Here is a 13619-nt window from a genome sequence, read left to right as displayed (position 1 = left end):
GGTGGGACAGAGCGGCATCCGGGCCGAAATAGCGCCCTGAACCACCACGGTCCGGGCGCGTGGCAACTCAGAGCGGGGGAAGCTCAGTGGATAGCGCCCGGTCCTACCACCGCGAGCGGCGGCAGAGACGGTGAGCGGGCACCCGGGCGCCTGGCAACCCGGCCCGACTTCACACCCAGCGGAACCGCCGGCAGCGGCGCCGCGCATCGGAAGGGCCGGCAGCGGCGCCGTGCATCGGAAGGGCCGGCAGCGGCGCCGCGCACCGGAACCGCCGGCAGGAACGCCCGCCCACCAGGAAGGCCGGCCGATCAGACCTTCACCGCGAACGGTCTCCAGCTCGGCTGTTGCGACGATCCCTTGAACCCGAGCCGGCACTGAATGTAGCGCGGGTGCGCGGCGGATCGCCGGGTTGTCCACAGGCAGGCTGGACTGTGAACAGAGCGGGGCGTGGCTCAGGTCGGGTCGATGGCGGCGGCTGACTCGCCGATCGTCAGGCCGGCGTCGTCGGCGACGTTGCGCTTGACCACCGCCAGGGCGATCATGCCCAGCTCGTGGTGGCGGACCGCGGTGCCCACGAAGCCGACCTGGCGGCCGTCCAGCTCGATCGGCGTGCCCTGGGCGGGTGGCTGGTCGGTGGCCACGCCGTCGAGGTGCAGCAGGACGAGGCGACGCGGTGGGCGGCCGAGGTGGTGCACCCGGGCCACGGTCTCCTGGCCGCGGTAGCAACCCTTGTCCAGGTGGACGGCGCTCGCCAGGAAACCGGCCTCGGCGGGGATCGTGCGGTGGTCCGTCTCCCAGCCCAGTCGCGGGATCCGGTGGGCGACCCGCATCGCCTCGTACGCCCACAAGCCGGCCCGGGGCACGTCCAGGTCGGGCACCTGGCCGTGCGGGACGAGCAGGTCGACGCCCAGCGGCACCCGGCGGACCAGCATGCCGTTCACCTCGGTCGCCGCGTACAGCGCGGTCGGCTCGGCCGGCACCGAGCCGGCGGCGAATTTCGCACCGGGCACCGGAACCAGGCGAGGCGCGCCGAGCTCGGGGAAGAGGTCGGCGGCGCCGGGGCCGACCAGCGACCAGACGTCGCGCTCGGCGGACGCGTCACGTGGCTCGACCTTGGTGAAGAACCGCATCATCTCGAGGTATTTCAGCAGGCCCGCCCCGGCGCCGGGCTCGGTGTCCAGCCAGGCGGTGGTGCCGTCCTCGGTGATGAGGGCGTGCTGCTCGACGTGCCCGTTGGGGGACAGGACCATGAGCTCGGAGGCCTGCCCGGCGCGCAGGTCGATCAGGTGCTGCGTGGTCAGGGTGTGCAGCCAGGAGGCGCGCTCCTCACCGGGAACGGCGAGCACGTCGCGGTTGGACCGGTCGACCAGGCCCACCGCGGTCTCCAGCAGGCGCTGCTCGCGCACCGGGTCGCCGTAGTGCGCCGCGACACCGACGTCGGCCGAATCGGGAGTCAGGTCCTCGATCGTCACGGTCGTCATGGCTGTGCTTCCTTTCGCATGCCCTTGCCCTCGCCTGCGAGGCCGTCCGCATGCGTGGGGTGCTGCTGCCGCTCGGTGCAGGCGGTCATGCTGAAGCCTTGCAGTCCCCGCACTCGCCGAACAATGAGACGTGCCCGACATCGACCCGGAACGAGCGCTCGGCCAGCAGCTGCTCGGTGAGTGGGCGCATCACCGACGGGTCGACCTCGGCGATCGAGCCGCACGCCCGGCACACCAGGTGGACGTGCTGGTCCTCGCCGACCGCGTGGTAGGTCGGCGAGCCGTGCGACAGGTGGGTGTGGTTGACCAGCCCCAGCTCCTCGAGCAGCTCGAGGGTGCGGTAGACGGTGGTGATGTTCACCCCGGCCACCCGCTCGCGCACATAGGTGTGCACCTGCTCGGGGGTGGCGTGGCCGAGCTCGTGGACGGCCTCCAGGATCAGCTGGCGCTGCGGGGTGAGGCGCAGGCCGCGTTCCCGGAGCATCGTGGCGAGGGTCGAGGCGGACACGTTACGAGCATAGTTCGGCCGTGCGGCTAATCTGCGCCGGTGGACGTGCTGATCCCCGCCGGGACGATGATCCGGCCCGATGATCGCGGGGTGCTCTACGGCGAGGGCGTCTTCGAGACGCTGCTCGTCGAGGGTGGGAGGGCTCGGCTGCGGGCCGCCCATCTGGCCCGGATGGCACGGTCGGCGGCGCTGCTGGGGATCCCGCTGCCTGATCCGGCGCCGCTGGTCGACGAGGCGGAGCGGGCCTGGCCGGAGGGTGAGGGTGCGCTGCGGCTGGTGTGCACGGCGGGGCCGGCCGGTGGGGAGCCGGTGCTCTACGCGACCGTTTCTTCCGTACCCCCGGCGGTGATCGCACAGCGAGCAACCGGTGTGCGGGTGGTGACCGCCGAGGCCGGGGTGTCCCACCGGCGGCCCGCATGGTCGCTGACGACGGCGAAGACGATCTCCTACGCCGCGAACCTCGCGGCGCGGCGGGCCCGGGCCGAGGAGATGTTGTGGATCTCCACCGAGGGGTACGCCCTGGAGTCACCGACCGCGGGCCTGGTGTGGCTGGCGGACGGCGCATGGCACGGCGTCGCGGGCGGCGGAGTGTTGCCGAGCGTCACCGCAGCGGCGATTCTATCCGAAATAGGCGGTAATTACAGCTCTGTGACGGTCCCTGAGCTGCACCGATCGGACGGCGCCTGGCTGGTCTCGGCCCTGCGCGGCGTCGCCGAGGTGACCGAGCTGGACGGCCGGGAGCGCGCCCGGTCACCGTGGACCGGGCGCCTCCAGGAGATCATCGGCCGCGCCGGCGCGTGAGTCAGCCGCCGGCGTGTGAGTCAGCCGCCGGCGTGTGAGTCAGCCGCCCGCGCGTAAGTCAGCCGCCGACCCGGATGAGCCGAGCCGACATGTGCGGGTGCGGGCCGTCGCCGCCGGCCACCATCTCGTGCGCGTAGAGCAGGGCACCCTCGACGATGCCGAACAACCGCTGGGCGCCGGTCACCTCGGCGCCGGTGGGCGTGCGCACGATGGCGTCCGCCTCCATCTCCAGCCGGGTGCCGTTCGCCCGGCCGAGGTACAGCTCCATCACCCCGTCGGGCGAGATCATGGTGGCCTCCATGTCGTCCGAGGGCCGGTCGTCGACCAGCACCGGACGCCAGAAGCCGAACTCGCGCGCCGCCGAGCCGACCGGTTTGGAGTCGCCGTCGAGCACCCAGGCGCGCGACTCGTACATCAGGAACGGCCGCCCGTCGTGGCTGATCGTGATCTCCTGCGCGAAGTCGTAGTCCTCCGGCGCCGGGAATCCACCCTGGCCACGGCCGCGCCACTGCCCGACGAACGGCAGCAGGCCGAGCAGCGCCGGGTGCAGGTCAGGTCCCTTGCGCAGGTCGTATGTGTCCTCGTAGGGATACGGCTCGACGGGTGGCGCGTTCAGCCACGGCGGCGGGCCGATCGGGTTCTCGTCCGTCACCAACGCCCCCTAGCAATACGAATGGCCAGATAGCCGACGCCGCCGGCCATGGCGCCCAGTCCCGCGACGAGCAGGCTCACGAATCCGATCTCGGTAACCATGGGGACCCATCCTATGCTGAGCCGCATGGCACGCATGCTCGTCGTCAAGGCGACCGCCGGTTCGGACGCTCCGGAGCGCTGCTCGCAGGCCTTCACGGTGGCCAGCACGGCGGTCGCGTCCGGTGTCGATGTCTCGTTCTGGATGACCGGCGAGTCGACCTGGTTTGCGCTGCCGTCCAGGGCCGCGGAGTTCGAGCTCCCGCACGCCGCGCCGCTGCCCGAGTTGCTCGGCATCCTGCTGGAGGCGGGCCGCGTGACCGCGTGTACACAGTGCGCGGCCCGCCGCGGCATCGGCCCCGACGGCGTCCTCCCCGGCATCCGGATCGCCGGCGCCGCGGTCTTCGTCGAGGAGATCATGAGCGAGGGCGCCCAGGCTCTCGTCTATTAGCGGGCAGCCAGGTGTGGGAGGGGTAGGTCCTCCGGCTCGGGCGGGAGGTCGTCCACACCTGAGGCGACCGCCTCGGCGTGCCGGCGGCGGGCCGACGGGACCAGGAGCGCGGCGACGATGGCCAGGACGGCCACGCCGGCGCAGACCCAGAAGCCCATGGTGAACGCGTCGTCGGTGGGCAGGCCCCGCGGCGTCGTGTTCGAGGCGATGACCGCCGCGATGACCGCGGTGCCGATGCTGCTGCCGACCGTACGGGCGATGGTGTTGACGCCGATCGCCTCGCCGGTCTGGTCCGCCGGGACGCTCTCGATGATCGCGTTGGACATCGCCGCGAAGCAGAGGCCGATGCCGGCGCCGACCAGCACGCCGGAGAGGACGACCTGCCACAGCTGGCCGTGGCCGAGGGCGGGGACGGTGAAGCCGGCGACCACGACGACCGCGCCGAAGAACATCGGCACCTTGGGGCCGTAACGGCGGTCGAGCAGGCCGGCCAGCGGGCCGAAGATGACCATGGTGACGACCGTGGGCAGCAGGAACAGGCCGGCCTGAGAGACGGACTTGCCGAAGCCGTAGCCGGTCAGCGCGGGCAGCTGGAGCAGCGTCGGCACCAGCAGGAACGTGCCGAACATGGCGAATCCGAGGATCAGCGCGACCAGGTCGGTCGCCCACACGCCGCGGATGCGCATCAGGCGCATGTCGATCAGCGGCTCCTTCGTCCGCGTCTCGACGACGACGAAGACGACCAGCGCGACGGCTCCGAGGGCCAGCAGGCCGATCGTCGAACCCGAGCCCCAGCCCCACTCGCGGCCCTTGCTGATCGCCAGCAGCAGCGAGACCAGCGATACCGAGAGGATCGCGGCGCCGGCCCAGTCGAGGTGGCCCGGCTTACGCACGTCCGACTCGGGCATGCCGAAGAGGGCGCCGAGCAGCGCGACCACGACCAGCACCAGCGGCAGCCAGAACAGCCAGTGCCAGGACAGGTGCTCGACGATCGGGCCGGCGGCGACGATGCCGATACCGGCGCCGACGCCGAAGATGGCGGAGATCAGGCCGACCGTGACGCCGACCCGCTCGCGTGGCAGGGCGTCGCGGACCAGGCCGATGGAGAGCGGCATGATCGCGCCGGCCGCGCCCTGCAGAGCGCGGGCGACGATCAGCACGGCCAGGTTCGGCGCGAGGGCGGCCAGGGCGGTGCCGATGGCGAGGATCGCGAGTACGCCGATGAGCACCTTCCGCTTGCCGACCATGTCACCGAGTCGTCCGAGGATCGGCGTGAGCACCGACGCGGACAGCAGGTACGCGGTGATCACCCAGCTGGCGTCGCCGCTGGAGACCTCGAGCTCCCGCGCGATGGTCGACAGGGCGGGTGCCACCAGCGACTGGAGCACGGCGAAAGCCAGGCCGCCCAGCGACAGGTAGATCACGAGCAGGGTGCCGTTGACTTGACGGCGTGGCTGAGTCATGAACCCCAGTGTGGGGGTAGTTCCCCGGATAAGTAAACGGTTGTTTACGTCACACCACGCCATGGATACGCTGCACGGCATGACGCAACCCCCGCGCCGCCGCGACGCCGCCGGCACCCGGCAGGCGCTGCTCGCCGCGGCACGCCACCGGTTCGCCACCAACGGGTACGCGGCGACCACCGTGCGCGACATCGCCGACGAGGCGGGCGTCAACGTCGCCCTGATCAGCCGCTACTTCGAATCCAAGGAGGGCCTCTTCGAGGCGTGCCTGACCGGCGCCGTGGACGAGATCGGCCACAGCGTCGCGGCCGGCATCCCGCTCGACGACCTGCCCCGGATCATGGTCGAGAAGATGCTCGACGACCAGGCCGGCAAGCACCGCCTGCTGCTGCTCCTGCGGACGGCCGGCGACCCCGCCGCCGACCAGGTCCGGCGCAACGTCCTGCGGACCATCGCCGAGCGCCTGGTCGCGTCGGCCGGTCTGGACGCCCCCGACGCGGTCCTGCGTGCCGAGATGGTGCTGGCCACCGCCCTGGGCCTGGTGCTGATGCGGTCGACGATCGCGGTGGAACCGATGGCGTCGGTCGACCAGGAGGACCTGGTGGAACCGCTCGGCGACGTCATCACAGCACTGCTGCGGCCCAGTCCCCGAGCATCCTGATCAGACCCTGGAGACGCAGCATCGCGCTGTCGCCGGTGGTGTCCTTGCCGTACGTCTGCTGACCCAGCGTCCCGTCGCGCTTCATCCGGCCGAGCAGCGCGGGCGCGAACCAGCTGTACTTGGTAACGCCGAACAGCATGATCCACCGCCGGACGTCGTCGGCCGAGCCGGTCCAGCCGCCGTCCCGCAGCCCGCCCGCGTACTCCGTGATGACCGCCTCGGCCAGGGCGGGAAGGACGGTGTGGTCCATCAGGCCGTCGGTGACGCTGTCGATGATCAGGTTGGCCGGGTCCTCGCCGATCCCGCCGTCGCCGGCGAACGCCCAGTCCAGCAGCACGCTGGTCGAACCGTCCTCGATCAGGTTGTTCGGCCAGACGTCGAGGTGGCACAGCGTCCGCGGGACCGCCTCGCACCGGGCGATCAGCGCCGGCCGCGCCACCCACACCGCACGCAGCTTTTCCAGGGCGTCCGCCGGCCACAGTGGATGCGTCCACGGCTCGTCGGGTGAGAGCCGGACCGAGGTGCTCGGTCCGTGTTCGAGATATTGCGCCAGCCAATGCCGGGAGAGCCAGGGCAGATCCGGTACGCGGTCCGCGAACGGCGCCTGCGCCCGGCCGAGTTGCCGGGCGAACGCCGCCAGCCGGCTCACCGGCCACGACATCCCGGGCGCGCCGGGCATGTCGGCCAGCCACAGCTCGATCTCGCCGTCCGTCCGGTCGACGGTCCGCAGCAGCGCCGGCGGCACGATGCCGGCGTCCGCGTACGCCGAGGCGGCGAAGCCGGACCGGTAGGCGAGCACCTCGCGCTGCCAGTAGTTCCAATGTGCCGGGTCGTCGCTGGTCGGCCAGGTCACCGGGTGCAGCGGCGGTAACGACGGCGGGCGGGCGACCTTGAGCACGCCCTCGCCGGGCACCCGCCAGACCCCGCCGGTGGCGGCGTTGCCCTTGTTGTGAATCAGAGTCTCAAGCTGAGGCACGGACCACCAGTTCGGTCGCGAGCACGACGGACTGCGGCACGTCCAGATCGTCGTTGACCAGGCCGAGCATCTGCCGTGCCATGGTGCGCCCCATGTCCACTATGGGCTGCCGCACCGTGGTCAGCGGCGGATCGCTGTACCGGCTGATCTCGAAGTCGTCGAAGCCGATCACCGCCACGTCGTCCGGCACGGTGCGCCCGGAGTCCTTGAGGGCCCGCAGCGCGCCGTGCGCCATCATGTCCGACGCCACGAAGACCCCGTCCAGCTCCGGGTCGTCGGCGAGGAGCTGGGCCATCGCGCGTACGCCGGAATCGCGGGTGAAGTCGCCCACCGCGACGTGCCCGCTCAGCCCGGCCTCCTCCAGCGCCGCCCGGTAGCCGTTCAACCGGTCCACCCCGGCCACCATGTCCTGCGGGCCGGCGATCGTGGCGATCCGCCGCCGCCCGCCGGCCACCAGGTGCGCGACCGCCTGGGCCACGCCGCCGAAGTGGTCGACGTCGACGTACGGCACCGGCGACTCGGCAGGCGTCATCGGCCGGCCGCTGCACACCACCGGGATGCCCAGCCGGGCCAGCGCCCCGGGCAGCGGGTCGGCGCCGTGCATGGACGCGAACATGACGCCGTCCACGTGACCGGCCATCGCGTACCGCTCCACCCGGCCGTGGCTGGCGGGTGACCCGGCCATCATCAGCACCAGCTGCTTGTCGGCAGCTTCCAGCTCCTGGCTCACCCCGCGGATCACCGCGGGGAAGAACAGGTCGTCGGAGAAGACCCGGCTCGCGGTCTCCGGCAGGATCAGCGCGATCGACTCGGTGCGCTGCGTGACCAGGCTGCGTGCCGCCTGGTTGGGCACGTAGCCGAGTTCCTGCACGGCGGCGTTGACCGCGTCCCGGATCGCCACCGCGACCGTGGTCGAGCCGTTGACCACCCGGGACACGGTGGCCCGGGAGACACCGGCCCGCCGGGCGACCGCCTCGAGGGTGGGCCGTTCCCGGGTCACCATCGACTCACCCCAAGCCGTTGCGTCGGATCACGTCCGAGTACCAGAGCGCGCTGTCCTTCGGGCGGCGCTCCTGCGTGGCGTAGTCGACGTGGATCACGCCGAACCTTTTCGCATATCCCTCGGCCCACTCGAAGTTGTCCATCAGAGACCACACGAAGTAGCCCCTCAGGTCAACCCCGTGGGAGATGGCGTCGAGGCAGGCGCGCAGGTGGCCGTCGATGTACTCGATCCGGCGGGTGTCGTGCACCTCGTCCGAGCCGGCCGCCGGGCCGTCCGGGAACGCGGCGCCGTTCTCGGTGATCATCAACGGTACGCCGTAGTCGTTGTGCAGCCGTTCCAGCAGCAGGGTCAGCGCGGCCGGCTCGATCAGCCAGTTCATGTCGGTGACCGGGCCGGCCGGCTTGGTGAAGTCGATGCCCTCGGTGCCGGGGGCGGCCGGCGATGCGGGCTGCCCGGGCTTGGCCGACACGTAGGACGGCGTGTAGTAGTTCACGCCGAGCACGTCGATCGGCTGGTTGATCTGCTTCTCGTCGCCGGCGGAGATGAAGTCGAGCGGCGTGAACCGCGCCATCAGCTCCCGCATGTCGTCCGGGTAGGCGCCCTTGATCAGCGGGTCCAGGAAGATCCGGTTGTGCAGGCCGTCCGCGATCCGCGCGGCGGCCAGGTCGGCGGGGCTGGTCGGGTCGACCGGGATGACCGCGTCCGGGTTGAGCGTGATGCCGATCGTCTGGGCGCCGGCCGCGCGCAGCGCCTCGGTGGCCAGGCCGTGGCCGAGCAGCAGGTGGTGGACGGCGCGGAAGGTGGCGGCCGGGTCCTGGATGCCGGGCGCGTGCACGCCCGCGGCGTAGCCCAGGAAGGCCGAGCACCACGGCTCGTTCAGCGTGGTCCAGGTGCGGACCCGGTCGCCGATCCGGCCGTACACGATCTGGGCGTAGTCGGCGAACGCGAGAGCGGTCTCCCGGGAGGCCCAGCCGCCGCGGCTCTCCAGCGCCTGGGGCAGGTCCCAGTGGTAGAGCGTGATGACCGGGTCGATGCCCTTGCTCAGGAGCTCGTCGGTGAGCCGGTCGTAGAAGTCCAGCCCGCGGGTGTTGACCGGGCCGGTGCCGTCCGGCTGGATCCGCGGCCAGGCCACCGAGAACCGGTACGCCTGCAGCCCGAGGTCTGCCATGATCGCGACGTCGTCGCGGTAGCGGTGGTAGTGGTCGCAGGCCACGTCGCCGGTGTGCCCGGCGTGGACCCGGCCCGGCGTACGCGAGAACGTGTCCCAGATCGACGGCCCGCGCCCGTCCTCGGCGGCCGCCCCCTCGATCTGGTACGACGCCGTCGCCGATCCCCACACGAATCCGTCCGGGAACCGGGCCGATGCGGGCTGAGCCGCTTCGCCGGGGTCCACCGACTCGGACGTGACGGTTGCCGTCATGCCTTCACCGCTTCCTACGACTGGGTGTACGTCCGCTACAGACTAAATCCCCGAGCGGTTGCGGTAACCCACCGATAGTTGCGGAACCTTGTCCACGATATGGGATCGCCTACGCCGCGTGCAGGGCGTGCACCAAGCGTGGGTCGCCGGTCACGGACAGCGTTTCGGCCGGACGCCGGCCCATCAGCACCAGCTGGAGGTCGCTGGCGGTCCCGGTGGCCTCGGCCCGCGGGTGGTGGTCGTCGGTGTCCAGGATCGTCCCGGTGTCGAGCAGGGCCACGCCGGTCCCGCGCAGCCGGATGAACCACTCGTACGCCGCGTCGGTCGCGGTCAGGTGCACCACGCCGGAGAACTCGGTGCGCTCCAGGCGGCGTCCGGCCGGCAGCCAGGTGTCCAGGATCTCCATCACGCCGTCGGCGGCCAGCTTGGTCTCGATCGGGGTGGGCCGGCCGGCCGCGCTCTCCGCGTCCCACCGGTGCACCGAGACCTCGTGGGCCATCCGGCGCGACCAGAATCCGGCCTTCTTGGCCTGCGCCGGCCAGGTCCAGGCCGGAAATTCCGGGTCCAGCGCGTCCAGCGTCTCGATCGTGCCGGTGAGCTCGCGCCGCAGGCCCTCCAGCGCCTCGGACCACTCCGGGCGGGGCGGGGGCGGCTGCTTCTCCGGCGCGGTCGTCACGCCGCGCGGCGCCGACTCGCGCACCCGGCGCAGCACGCCGGTGAGATGCTCGACCAGGTCGGCCGCCGTCCAGTCCGGGCAGCCGGGCACCGGCGCGTCGGAGCCGGCCTCGGCCACCGCGTCCTGCAGCGCCGGACCGTCGGCGCGCAGAGCGGCCAGCCAGAAGTCCTTGGTCGCGTGCAACCTGTTCATGACAGCTCCCTGCCCGAGTCCTGCGAAATCGATGAGCCTAGGGTTTAACCGTGTCCGAAGTCTCCCCCGTGCAACGAGTAGAAGCACCCCCAGGTTCACTCGGGGCCTACACGACGCTACGCCTCGGCGGTCCGGCCGGCTTACTGACCGTGGCCACCGAACCCGACGAAGCGGTTCAAGCGGTGCGAAACGCCTCTGTCGCCGGGGAGCCGGTGCTCATCCTGGCAGGAGGGAGCAACCTGGTCGTCGGCGACGCCGGGTTTCCGGGCCACGTCGTGCTGCTTCGTACTCGCGGGATCAGCGAGATCGGGCGCGACGACGACTCCGTCACGCTCCGGGTCGCGGCCGGCGAGGTCTGGGACGACTTCGTCGCGCGTACGGTCGCCGAGGGCCTGTCCGGCGTGGAGTGTCTGGCCGGTATCCCTGGGTCGGCCGGCGCCACCCCGATCCAGAACGTCGGCGCGTACGGCCAGGAGGTCGCCCACACGATCGTGGCGGTGCACGCCTACGACCGGGTGGCCGGCGAGCTGGTCACGATGACCGCGGCGGAGTGCGGCTTCGGCTACCGCGGCAGCATCTTCAAGTACAGCGACCGCTGGCTGGTCCTCCAGGTCGACTTCCGGCTCGCCCGCAGCCGGGACTCGGCACCCGTCCGGTACGCCGAACTGGCCCGCCGGCTGGGCGTTGAGCCCGGCGACCGGGTGCCGCTGGAGCAGGCCCGCGACACCGTCCTCAAGCTGCGCGCCGGCAAGGGCATGGTGCTCGACCCGGACGACCGGGACACCTGGTCGGTGGGCTCGTTCTTCACCAACCCGGTGGTCGCCGAGCTCCCCGAGCCGGACATGCCGCACTGGCCGACCGAGGACGGGCGGGTGAAGATCCCCGCGGCCTGGCTGATCGAGCACTCCGGTTTCGCGAAGGGCTTCAGTACCGGCGGCGGGGTCGCCATCTCGAGCAAGCACACGCTGGCGCTGACCAACCGCGGCACGGGCACCACCACGGCGCTGCTGGAGCTGGCCCGGGTGATCCGGGACGGTGTGCGGGACCGGTTCGGCGTCGACCTGCATCCCGAACCGGTCCTCATCGGTTGTGAGTTCGGTTAGCCGAACTCACCTCCACCCGAAGATCTGGGTGTAATACGGCGTGCCGTCGGCCGCCCGGCGGGTGGCGATGCCGACCGACCGCACCTCGCAGTTGAGGATGTTCTGCCGGTGCGGCGGGCTGGCCATCCACGCGTCCATCACCTGGCCCGGGCTGCGGTAGCCGTAGGCGATGTTCTCGGCGGCCGGTTGCCGGTACCCGGCCTCGTGGGCGCGGACGGCGAAGTTCGAGCCGTCCGGGCCGGTGTGACCGAAGTTGCGGGTCGTGGCCATGTAGCCGCTCTGCTCGATGGACGCGTGGAGCAACTCGGTCTCGACCCGCAGCGGCTCGCAGCCGGCTTCGGCCCGGACCTCGTTCGTGGCGGTCAGCAGCGCGTAGCTGAGCATCCCGTCGGGCGAGTACCGCGGCGCGGCGGCCGCGGGCGAGGGCAGAGCGAGCAGAGCCGGCACTGCGAGGCCGGCGACCAGGGACTTCCACACCATGGGGTGCCTCCCGATAGAGGCCGGGCGTCCGTCGCCCGGTATCACGTATCGGACCTTCTTTCCGGCCGTCCGTCCGATTTATCGTGATTCTTACCGTCCGATTCGCTCGAAAGAGTCACGCTTGGTGTTTGAGGGGTAACTGGATCCGCGCTCCCGTGCCCGCCTCCGTGTCGTTCGTGAGCTCCACCGATCCGCCGTGCCGCCCGGCGATCGCATCCGCCAGCAGCATCCACAGCGCGGTGCTGCGCCGCCGGTGCGGTGGCTCGGGTGCGGCCAGCATCCCGGCCATCAGGGACTCGTCGGTGAACGGCTCGGCCTGCCGCGCGACGATCGTGATCGTCCAGCCGTCGTCCACCGTCGAGGCGGTGATCGCCGCCGACCGGTCGACGGCGCCGCTGGCCACGGTGCCGAGCACCGCGTAGAAGAGGTCGCGCAACAGGGGCCGGTCGGCGTACGGGTCGGGACCGGCCCCGATGTCGAGGGTGGCCGCGGTGTGCGGTTCCCGGCCGGCCAGCAGGTCGACCGCCTCCCGCAGGATCGGCGCCAGCGGCACGGTGGCCGGCTGCAACGCCAGGTCGCCGGTCTGCAGCCGGCTGACCACCATCAGGTCGTCGACCAGGGTCAGCATCCGGTCGGTGTTGCGCCGGACCGCGGAAAGCGCCAGCGAGCGTTCGTCGGGCGCGAGATCGTCGTGGTCGAGGCTTTCGGTGAACGAGGCGATGGTGGTCAGGGGCGTTCGCAGCTCGTGGGAGATGACGGCCAGGAAGCGGGCCTGTAAAGCGGCGGTCACCGGATCCACGCGGACCGGCCCGGACGGCTGATAAGCACGCTAAAGTTTAACTGTCCGTATTTGACTGGACACATCACGCTATCGCGGTGTTTCGCGTGTTTCGCGTGTACCGGCACGACGGGGGTTGTGGCGATGTTTACAACGAGCATGACGTGCTCCGGTGACGCCGGATGAGCCGGCTGCTGGTCGTCGAGGACGATCCGGACATCGCGCTTGCCCTGCGCCTGCTGTTCAGCCGGGCGGGCTACGAGGTGGCACACGCCGGTGACGGCCGGACCGGCCTCAAGGAGGCGTACGCCGAGCATCCCGACCTGGTGGTGCTCGACGTCGGTCTGCCGGAGATGGACGGCTGGCAGGTGCTCGAACGGCTTCGTGACGTCTCCGACGTGCCGGTGCTGGTGCTCACCGCGCACGGCCAGGAGGCGGAGAAGGTTCGCGGCCTGCGTGGCGGCGCCGACGACTACCTGACCAAGCCGTTCGCCAACAACGAGCTGCTGGCGCGGGTCGAGGCTCTGCTGCGGCGCTCGTCGGCCGGGCAGAACAGCTGGGCCAGTCAGATCTACGACGACGGTCTGGTGCATCTGGATCCGACCAAGCGCCGGGTCTACGTCAAGGGCGACGAGAAGCGCCTGACCCCGACCGAGTTCCGGTTGCTCAACGCGCTGGTGCGGCACGCGGGCGCGGTGCTCAGCCCGAACCAGTTGCTGACCCAGGCCTGGGACGACCCGACCGGGATCGGTCAGGAACGGGTGAAGTTCGCGGTTCTCCGACTGCGTCGCAAACTCGGCTGGTCGGATCCGGACGAGTCGCCGATCGAGTCGGTCCGCGGGTTCGGCTACCGGTACCGGAAGGCGTCCGGGGACGACGGATAAGGGTGCGGCCCCGGTGTGCTCAGGTTGCGCGTACACGGGTCGATCAGGGTCC

At 71.3% G+C, this 13619-nt stretch carries 16 protein-coding genes; 5 read left to right on the top strand and 11 right to left on the bottom strand.

Going from position 1 to position 13619, the window contains the following annotated elements:
* Positions 1-452 precede the first annotated feature (452 nt).
* Both ygfZ and QSK31_RS20710 read right to left on the bottom strand, forming a co-directional pair.
* Entirely contained in the window at positions 453-1481 is a 1029-nt protein-coding gene (gene ygfZ, locus QSK31_RS20715; protein ID WP_285685893.1) for a CAF17-like 4Fe-4S cluster assembly/insertion protein YgfZ, read from the bottom strand.
* Between the two features lie 85 nt (positions 1482-1566).
* On the bottom strand, positions 1567-1965 hold the full coding sequence (locus QSK31_RS20710) for a Fur family transcriptional regulator (protein ID WP_285686160.1): 399 nt from the start codon (positions 1963-1965) through the stop codon (positions 1567-1569).
* Positions 1966-2028: 63 nt separating this feature from the next.
* Between QSK31_RS20710 and QSK31_RS20705 the strand changes: the two genes are divergently transcribed.
* A complete protein-coding gene (locus tag QSK31_RS20705) occupies positions 2029-2790 on the top strand; it encodes an aminotransferase class IV (RefSeq protein ID WP_285685892.1) in 762 nt (253 codons plus the stop codon).
* Between the two features lie 58 nt (positions 2791-2848).
* On the opposite strand, the gene QSK31_RS20700 is transcribed toward QSK31_RS20705, so the two are convergent.
* On the bottom strand, positions 2849-3442 hold the full coding sequence (locus QSK31_RS20700; protein ID WP_285685891.1) for a heme-binding beta-barrel domain-containing protein: 594 nt from the start codon (positions 3440-3442) through the stop codon (positions 2849-2851).
* Positions 3439-3543 carry a small membrane protein MtfM gene (gene mtfM, locus QSK31_RS20695; protein ID WP_285685890.1) on the bottom strand — a complete coding sequence of 35 codons (105 nt, stop codon included), beginning with the start codon at positions 3541-3543 and terminating at the stop codon, positions 3439-3441. The genes QSK31_RS20700 and mtfM overlap by 4 nt, the downstream gene beginning before the upstream one ends.
* A 13-nt stretch (positions 3544-3556) precedes the next feature.
* On the opposite strand from mtfM, the gene QSK31_RS20690 reads away from it, so the two are divergent.
* Positions 3557-3931, top strand: coding sequence for a DsrE family protein (locus QSK31_RS20690; protein ID WP_285685889.1), 375 nt, complete (start codon positions 3557-3559; stop codon positions 3929-3931).
* On the opposite strand, the gene QSK31_RS20685 is transcribed toward QSK31_RS20690, so the two are convergent.
* Positions 3928-5394 (bottom strand): MFS transporter, encoded by a 1467-nt coding sequence (locus QSK31_RS20685; RefSeq protein WP_285685888.1) that lies wholly within the window; start codon positions 5392-5394, stop codon positions 3928-3930. The genes QSK31_RS20690 and QSK31_RS20685 overlap by 4 nt on opposite strands.
* Positions 5395-5473: 79 nt before the next feature.
* Here QSK31_RS20685 and QSK31_RS20680 point away from each other — a divergent pair, with 79 nt between their 5' ends.
* A complete protein-coding gene (locus tag QSK31_RS20680) occupies positions 5474-6055 on the top strand; it encodes a TetR/AcrR family transcriptional regulator (protein ID WP_285685887.1) in 582 nt (193 codons plus the stop codon).
* On the opposite strand, the gene QSK31_RS20675 is transcribed toward QSK31_RS20680, so the two are convergent.
* The 4 genes from QSK31_RS20675 to QSK31_RS20660 form a co-directional block, all read right to left on the bottom strand.
* Complete coding sequence (locus QSK31_RS20675; RefSeq protein ID WP_285685886.1) at positions 6018-7031, bottom strand: phosphotransferase; 1014 nt, start codon at positions 7029-7031, stop codon at positions 6018-6020. The two genes, QSK31_RS20680 and QSK31_RS20675, sit on opposite strands and share 38 nt — an antisense overlap.
* Positions 7018-8034, bottom strand: a complete 1017-nt coding sequence (locus tag QSK31_RS20670; protein WP_285685885.1) for a LacI family DNA-binding transcriptional regulator — start codon at positions 8032-8034, stop codon at positions 7018-7020. Before QSK31_RS20670 ends, QSK31_RS20675 begins: the two co-directional genes overlap by 14 nt.
* Positions 8035-8038: 4 nt before the next feature.
* Positions 8039-9454, bottom strand: a complete 1416-nt coding sequence (locus tag QSK31_RS20665; protein WP_285685884.1) for a GH1 family beta-glucosidase — start codon at positions 9452-9454, stop codon at positions 8039-8041.
* 109 nt (positions 9455-9563) lie between these two features.
* Complete coding sequence (locus tag QSK31_RS20660) at positions 9564-10322, bottom strand: maleylpyruvate isomerase family mycothiol-dependent enzyme (protein ID WP_285685883.1); 759 nt, start codon at positions 10320-10322, stop codon at positions 9564-9566.
* A 50-nt stretch (positions 10323-10372) separates the two neighbouring features.
* Between QSK31_RS20660 and QSK31_RS20655 the strand changes: the two genes are divergently transcribed.
* Complete coding sequence (locus QSK31_RS20655) at positions 10373-11425, top strand: UDP-N-acetylmuramate dehydrogenase (protein WP_285685882.1); 1053 nt, start codon at positions 10373-10375, stop codon at positions 11423-11425.
* Between the two features lie 6 nt (positions 11426-11431).
* Here the strand turns inward: QSK31_RS20655 and QSK31_RS20650 are convergent, their stop codons facing one another.
* On the bottom strand, positions 11432-11905 hold the full coding sequence (locus QSK31_RS20650; RefSeq protein ID WP_285685881.1) for a CAP domain-containing protein: 474 nt from the start codon (positions 11903-11905) through the stop codon (positions 11432-11434).
* Positions 11906-12020: 115 nt separating this feature from the next.
* Positions 12021-12695, bottom strand: a complete 675-nt coding sequence (locus QSK31_RS20645; protein ID WP_285685880.1) for a sensor histidine kinase — start codon at positions 12693-12695, stop codon at positions 12021-12023.
* Between the two features lie 170 nt (positions 12696-12865).
* Between QSK31_RS20645 and QSK31_RS20640 the strand changes: the two genes are divergently transcribed.
* Positions 12866-13567: a response regulator transcription factor gene (locus QSK31_RS20640; RefSeq protein ID WP_285685879.1), complete on the top strand. Its 702-nt coding sequence runs from the start codon at positions 12866-12868 to the stop codon at positions 13565-13567.
* Positions 13568-13619: the final 52 nt, after the last annotated feature.

The sequence above is a fragment of the Actinoplanes sp. NBRC 103695 genome (assembly GCF_030269485.1).
In the GTDB taxonomy this organism is placed as follows: Bacteria; Actinomycetota; Actinomycetes; order Mycobacteriales; family Micromonosporaceae; genus Actinoplanes.
Note: the sequence above shows the minus strand (reverse complement) of the source record. Positions and strands in the feature narration are given on the sequence as shown.

Coding starts and splice junctions, on each gene's coding strand:
- ygfZ (WP_285685893.1), bottom strand. CDS start 1,481: ATGACGACCGTGACGATCGAGGACCTGACTCCCGATTCGGCCGACGTC.
- QSK31_RS20710 (WP_285686160.1), bottom strand. CDS start 1,965: ATGCTCCGGGAACGCGGCCTGCGCCTCACCCCGCAGCGCCAGCTGATC.
- mtfM (WP_285685890.1), bottom strand. CDS start 3,543: ATGGTTACCGAGATCGGATTCGTGAGCCTGCTCGTCGCGGGACTGGGC.
- QSK31_RS20690 (WP_285685889.1), top strand. CDS start 3,557: ATGCTGAGCCGCATGGCACGCATGCTCGTCGTCAAGGCGACCGCCGGT.
- QSK31_RS20685 (WP_285685888.1), bottom strand. CDS start 5,394: ATGACTCAGCCACGCCGTCAAGTCAACGGCACCCTGCTCGTGATCTAC.
- QSK31_RS20680 (WP_285685887.1), top strand. CDS start 5,474: ATGACGCAACCCCCGCGCCGCCGCGACGCCGCCGGCACCCGGCAGGCG.
- QSK31_RS20670 (WP_285685885.1), bottom strand. CDS start 8,034: ATGGTGACCCGGGAACGGCCCACCCTCGAGGCGGTCGCCCGGCGGGCC.
- QSK31_RS20665 (WP_285685884.1), bottom strand. CDS start 9,454: ATGACGGCAACCGTCACGTCCGAGTCGGTGGACCCCGGCGAAGCGGCT.
- QSK31_RS20660 (WP_285685883.1), bottom strand. CDS start 10,322: ATGAACAGGTTGCACGCGACCAAGGACTTCTGGCTGGCCGCTCTGCGC.
- QSK31_RS20650 (WP_285685881.1), bottom strand. CDS start 11,905: ATGGTGTGGAAGTCCCTGGTCGCCGGCCTCGCAGTGCCGGCTCTGCTC.
- QSK31_RS20640 (WP_285685879.1), top strand. CDS start 12,866: ATGAGCCGGCTGCTGGTCGTCGAGGACGATCCGGACATCGCGCTTGCC.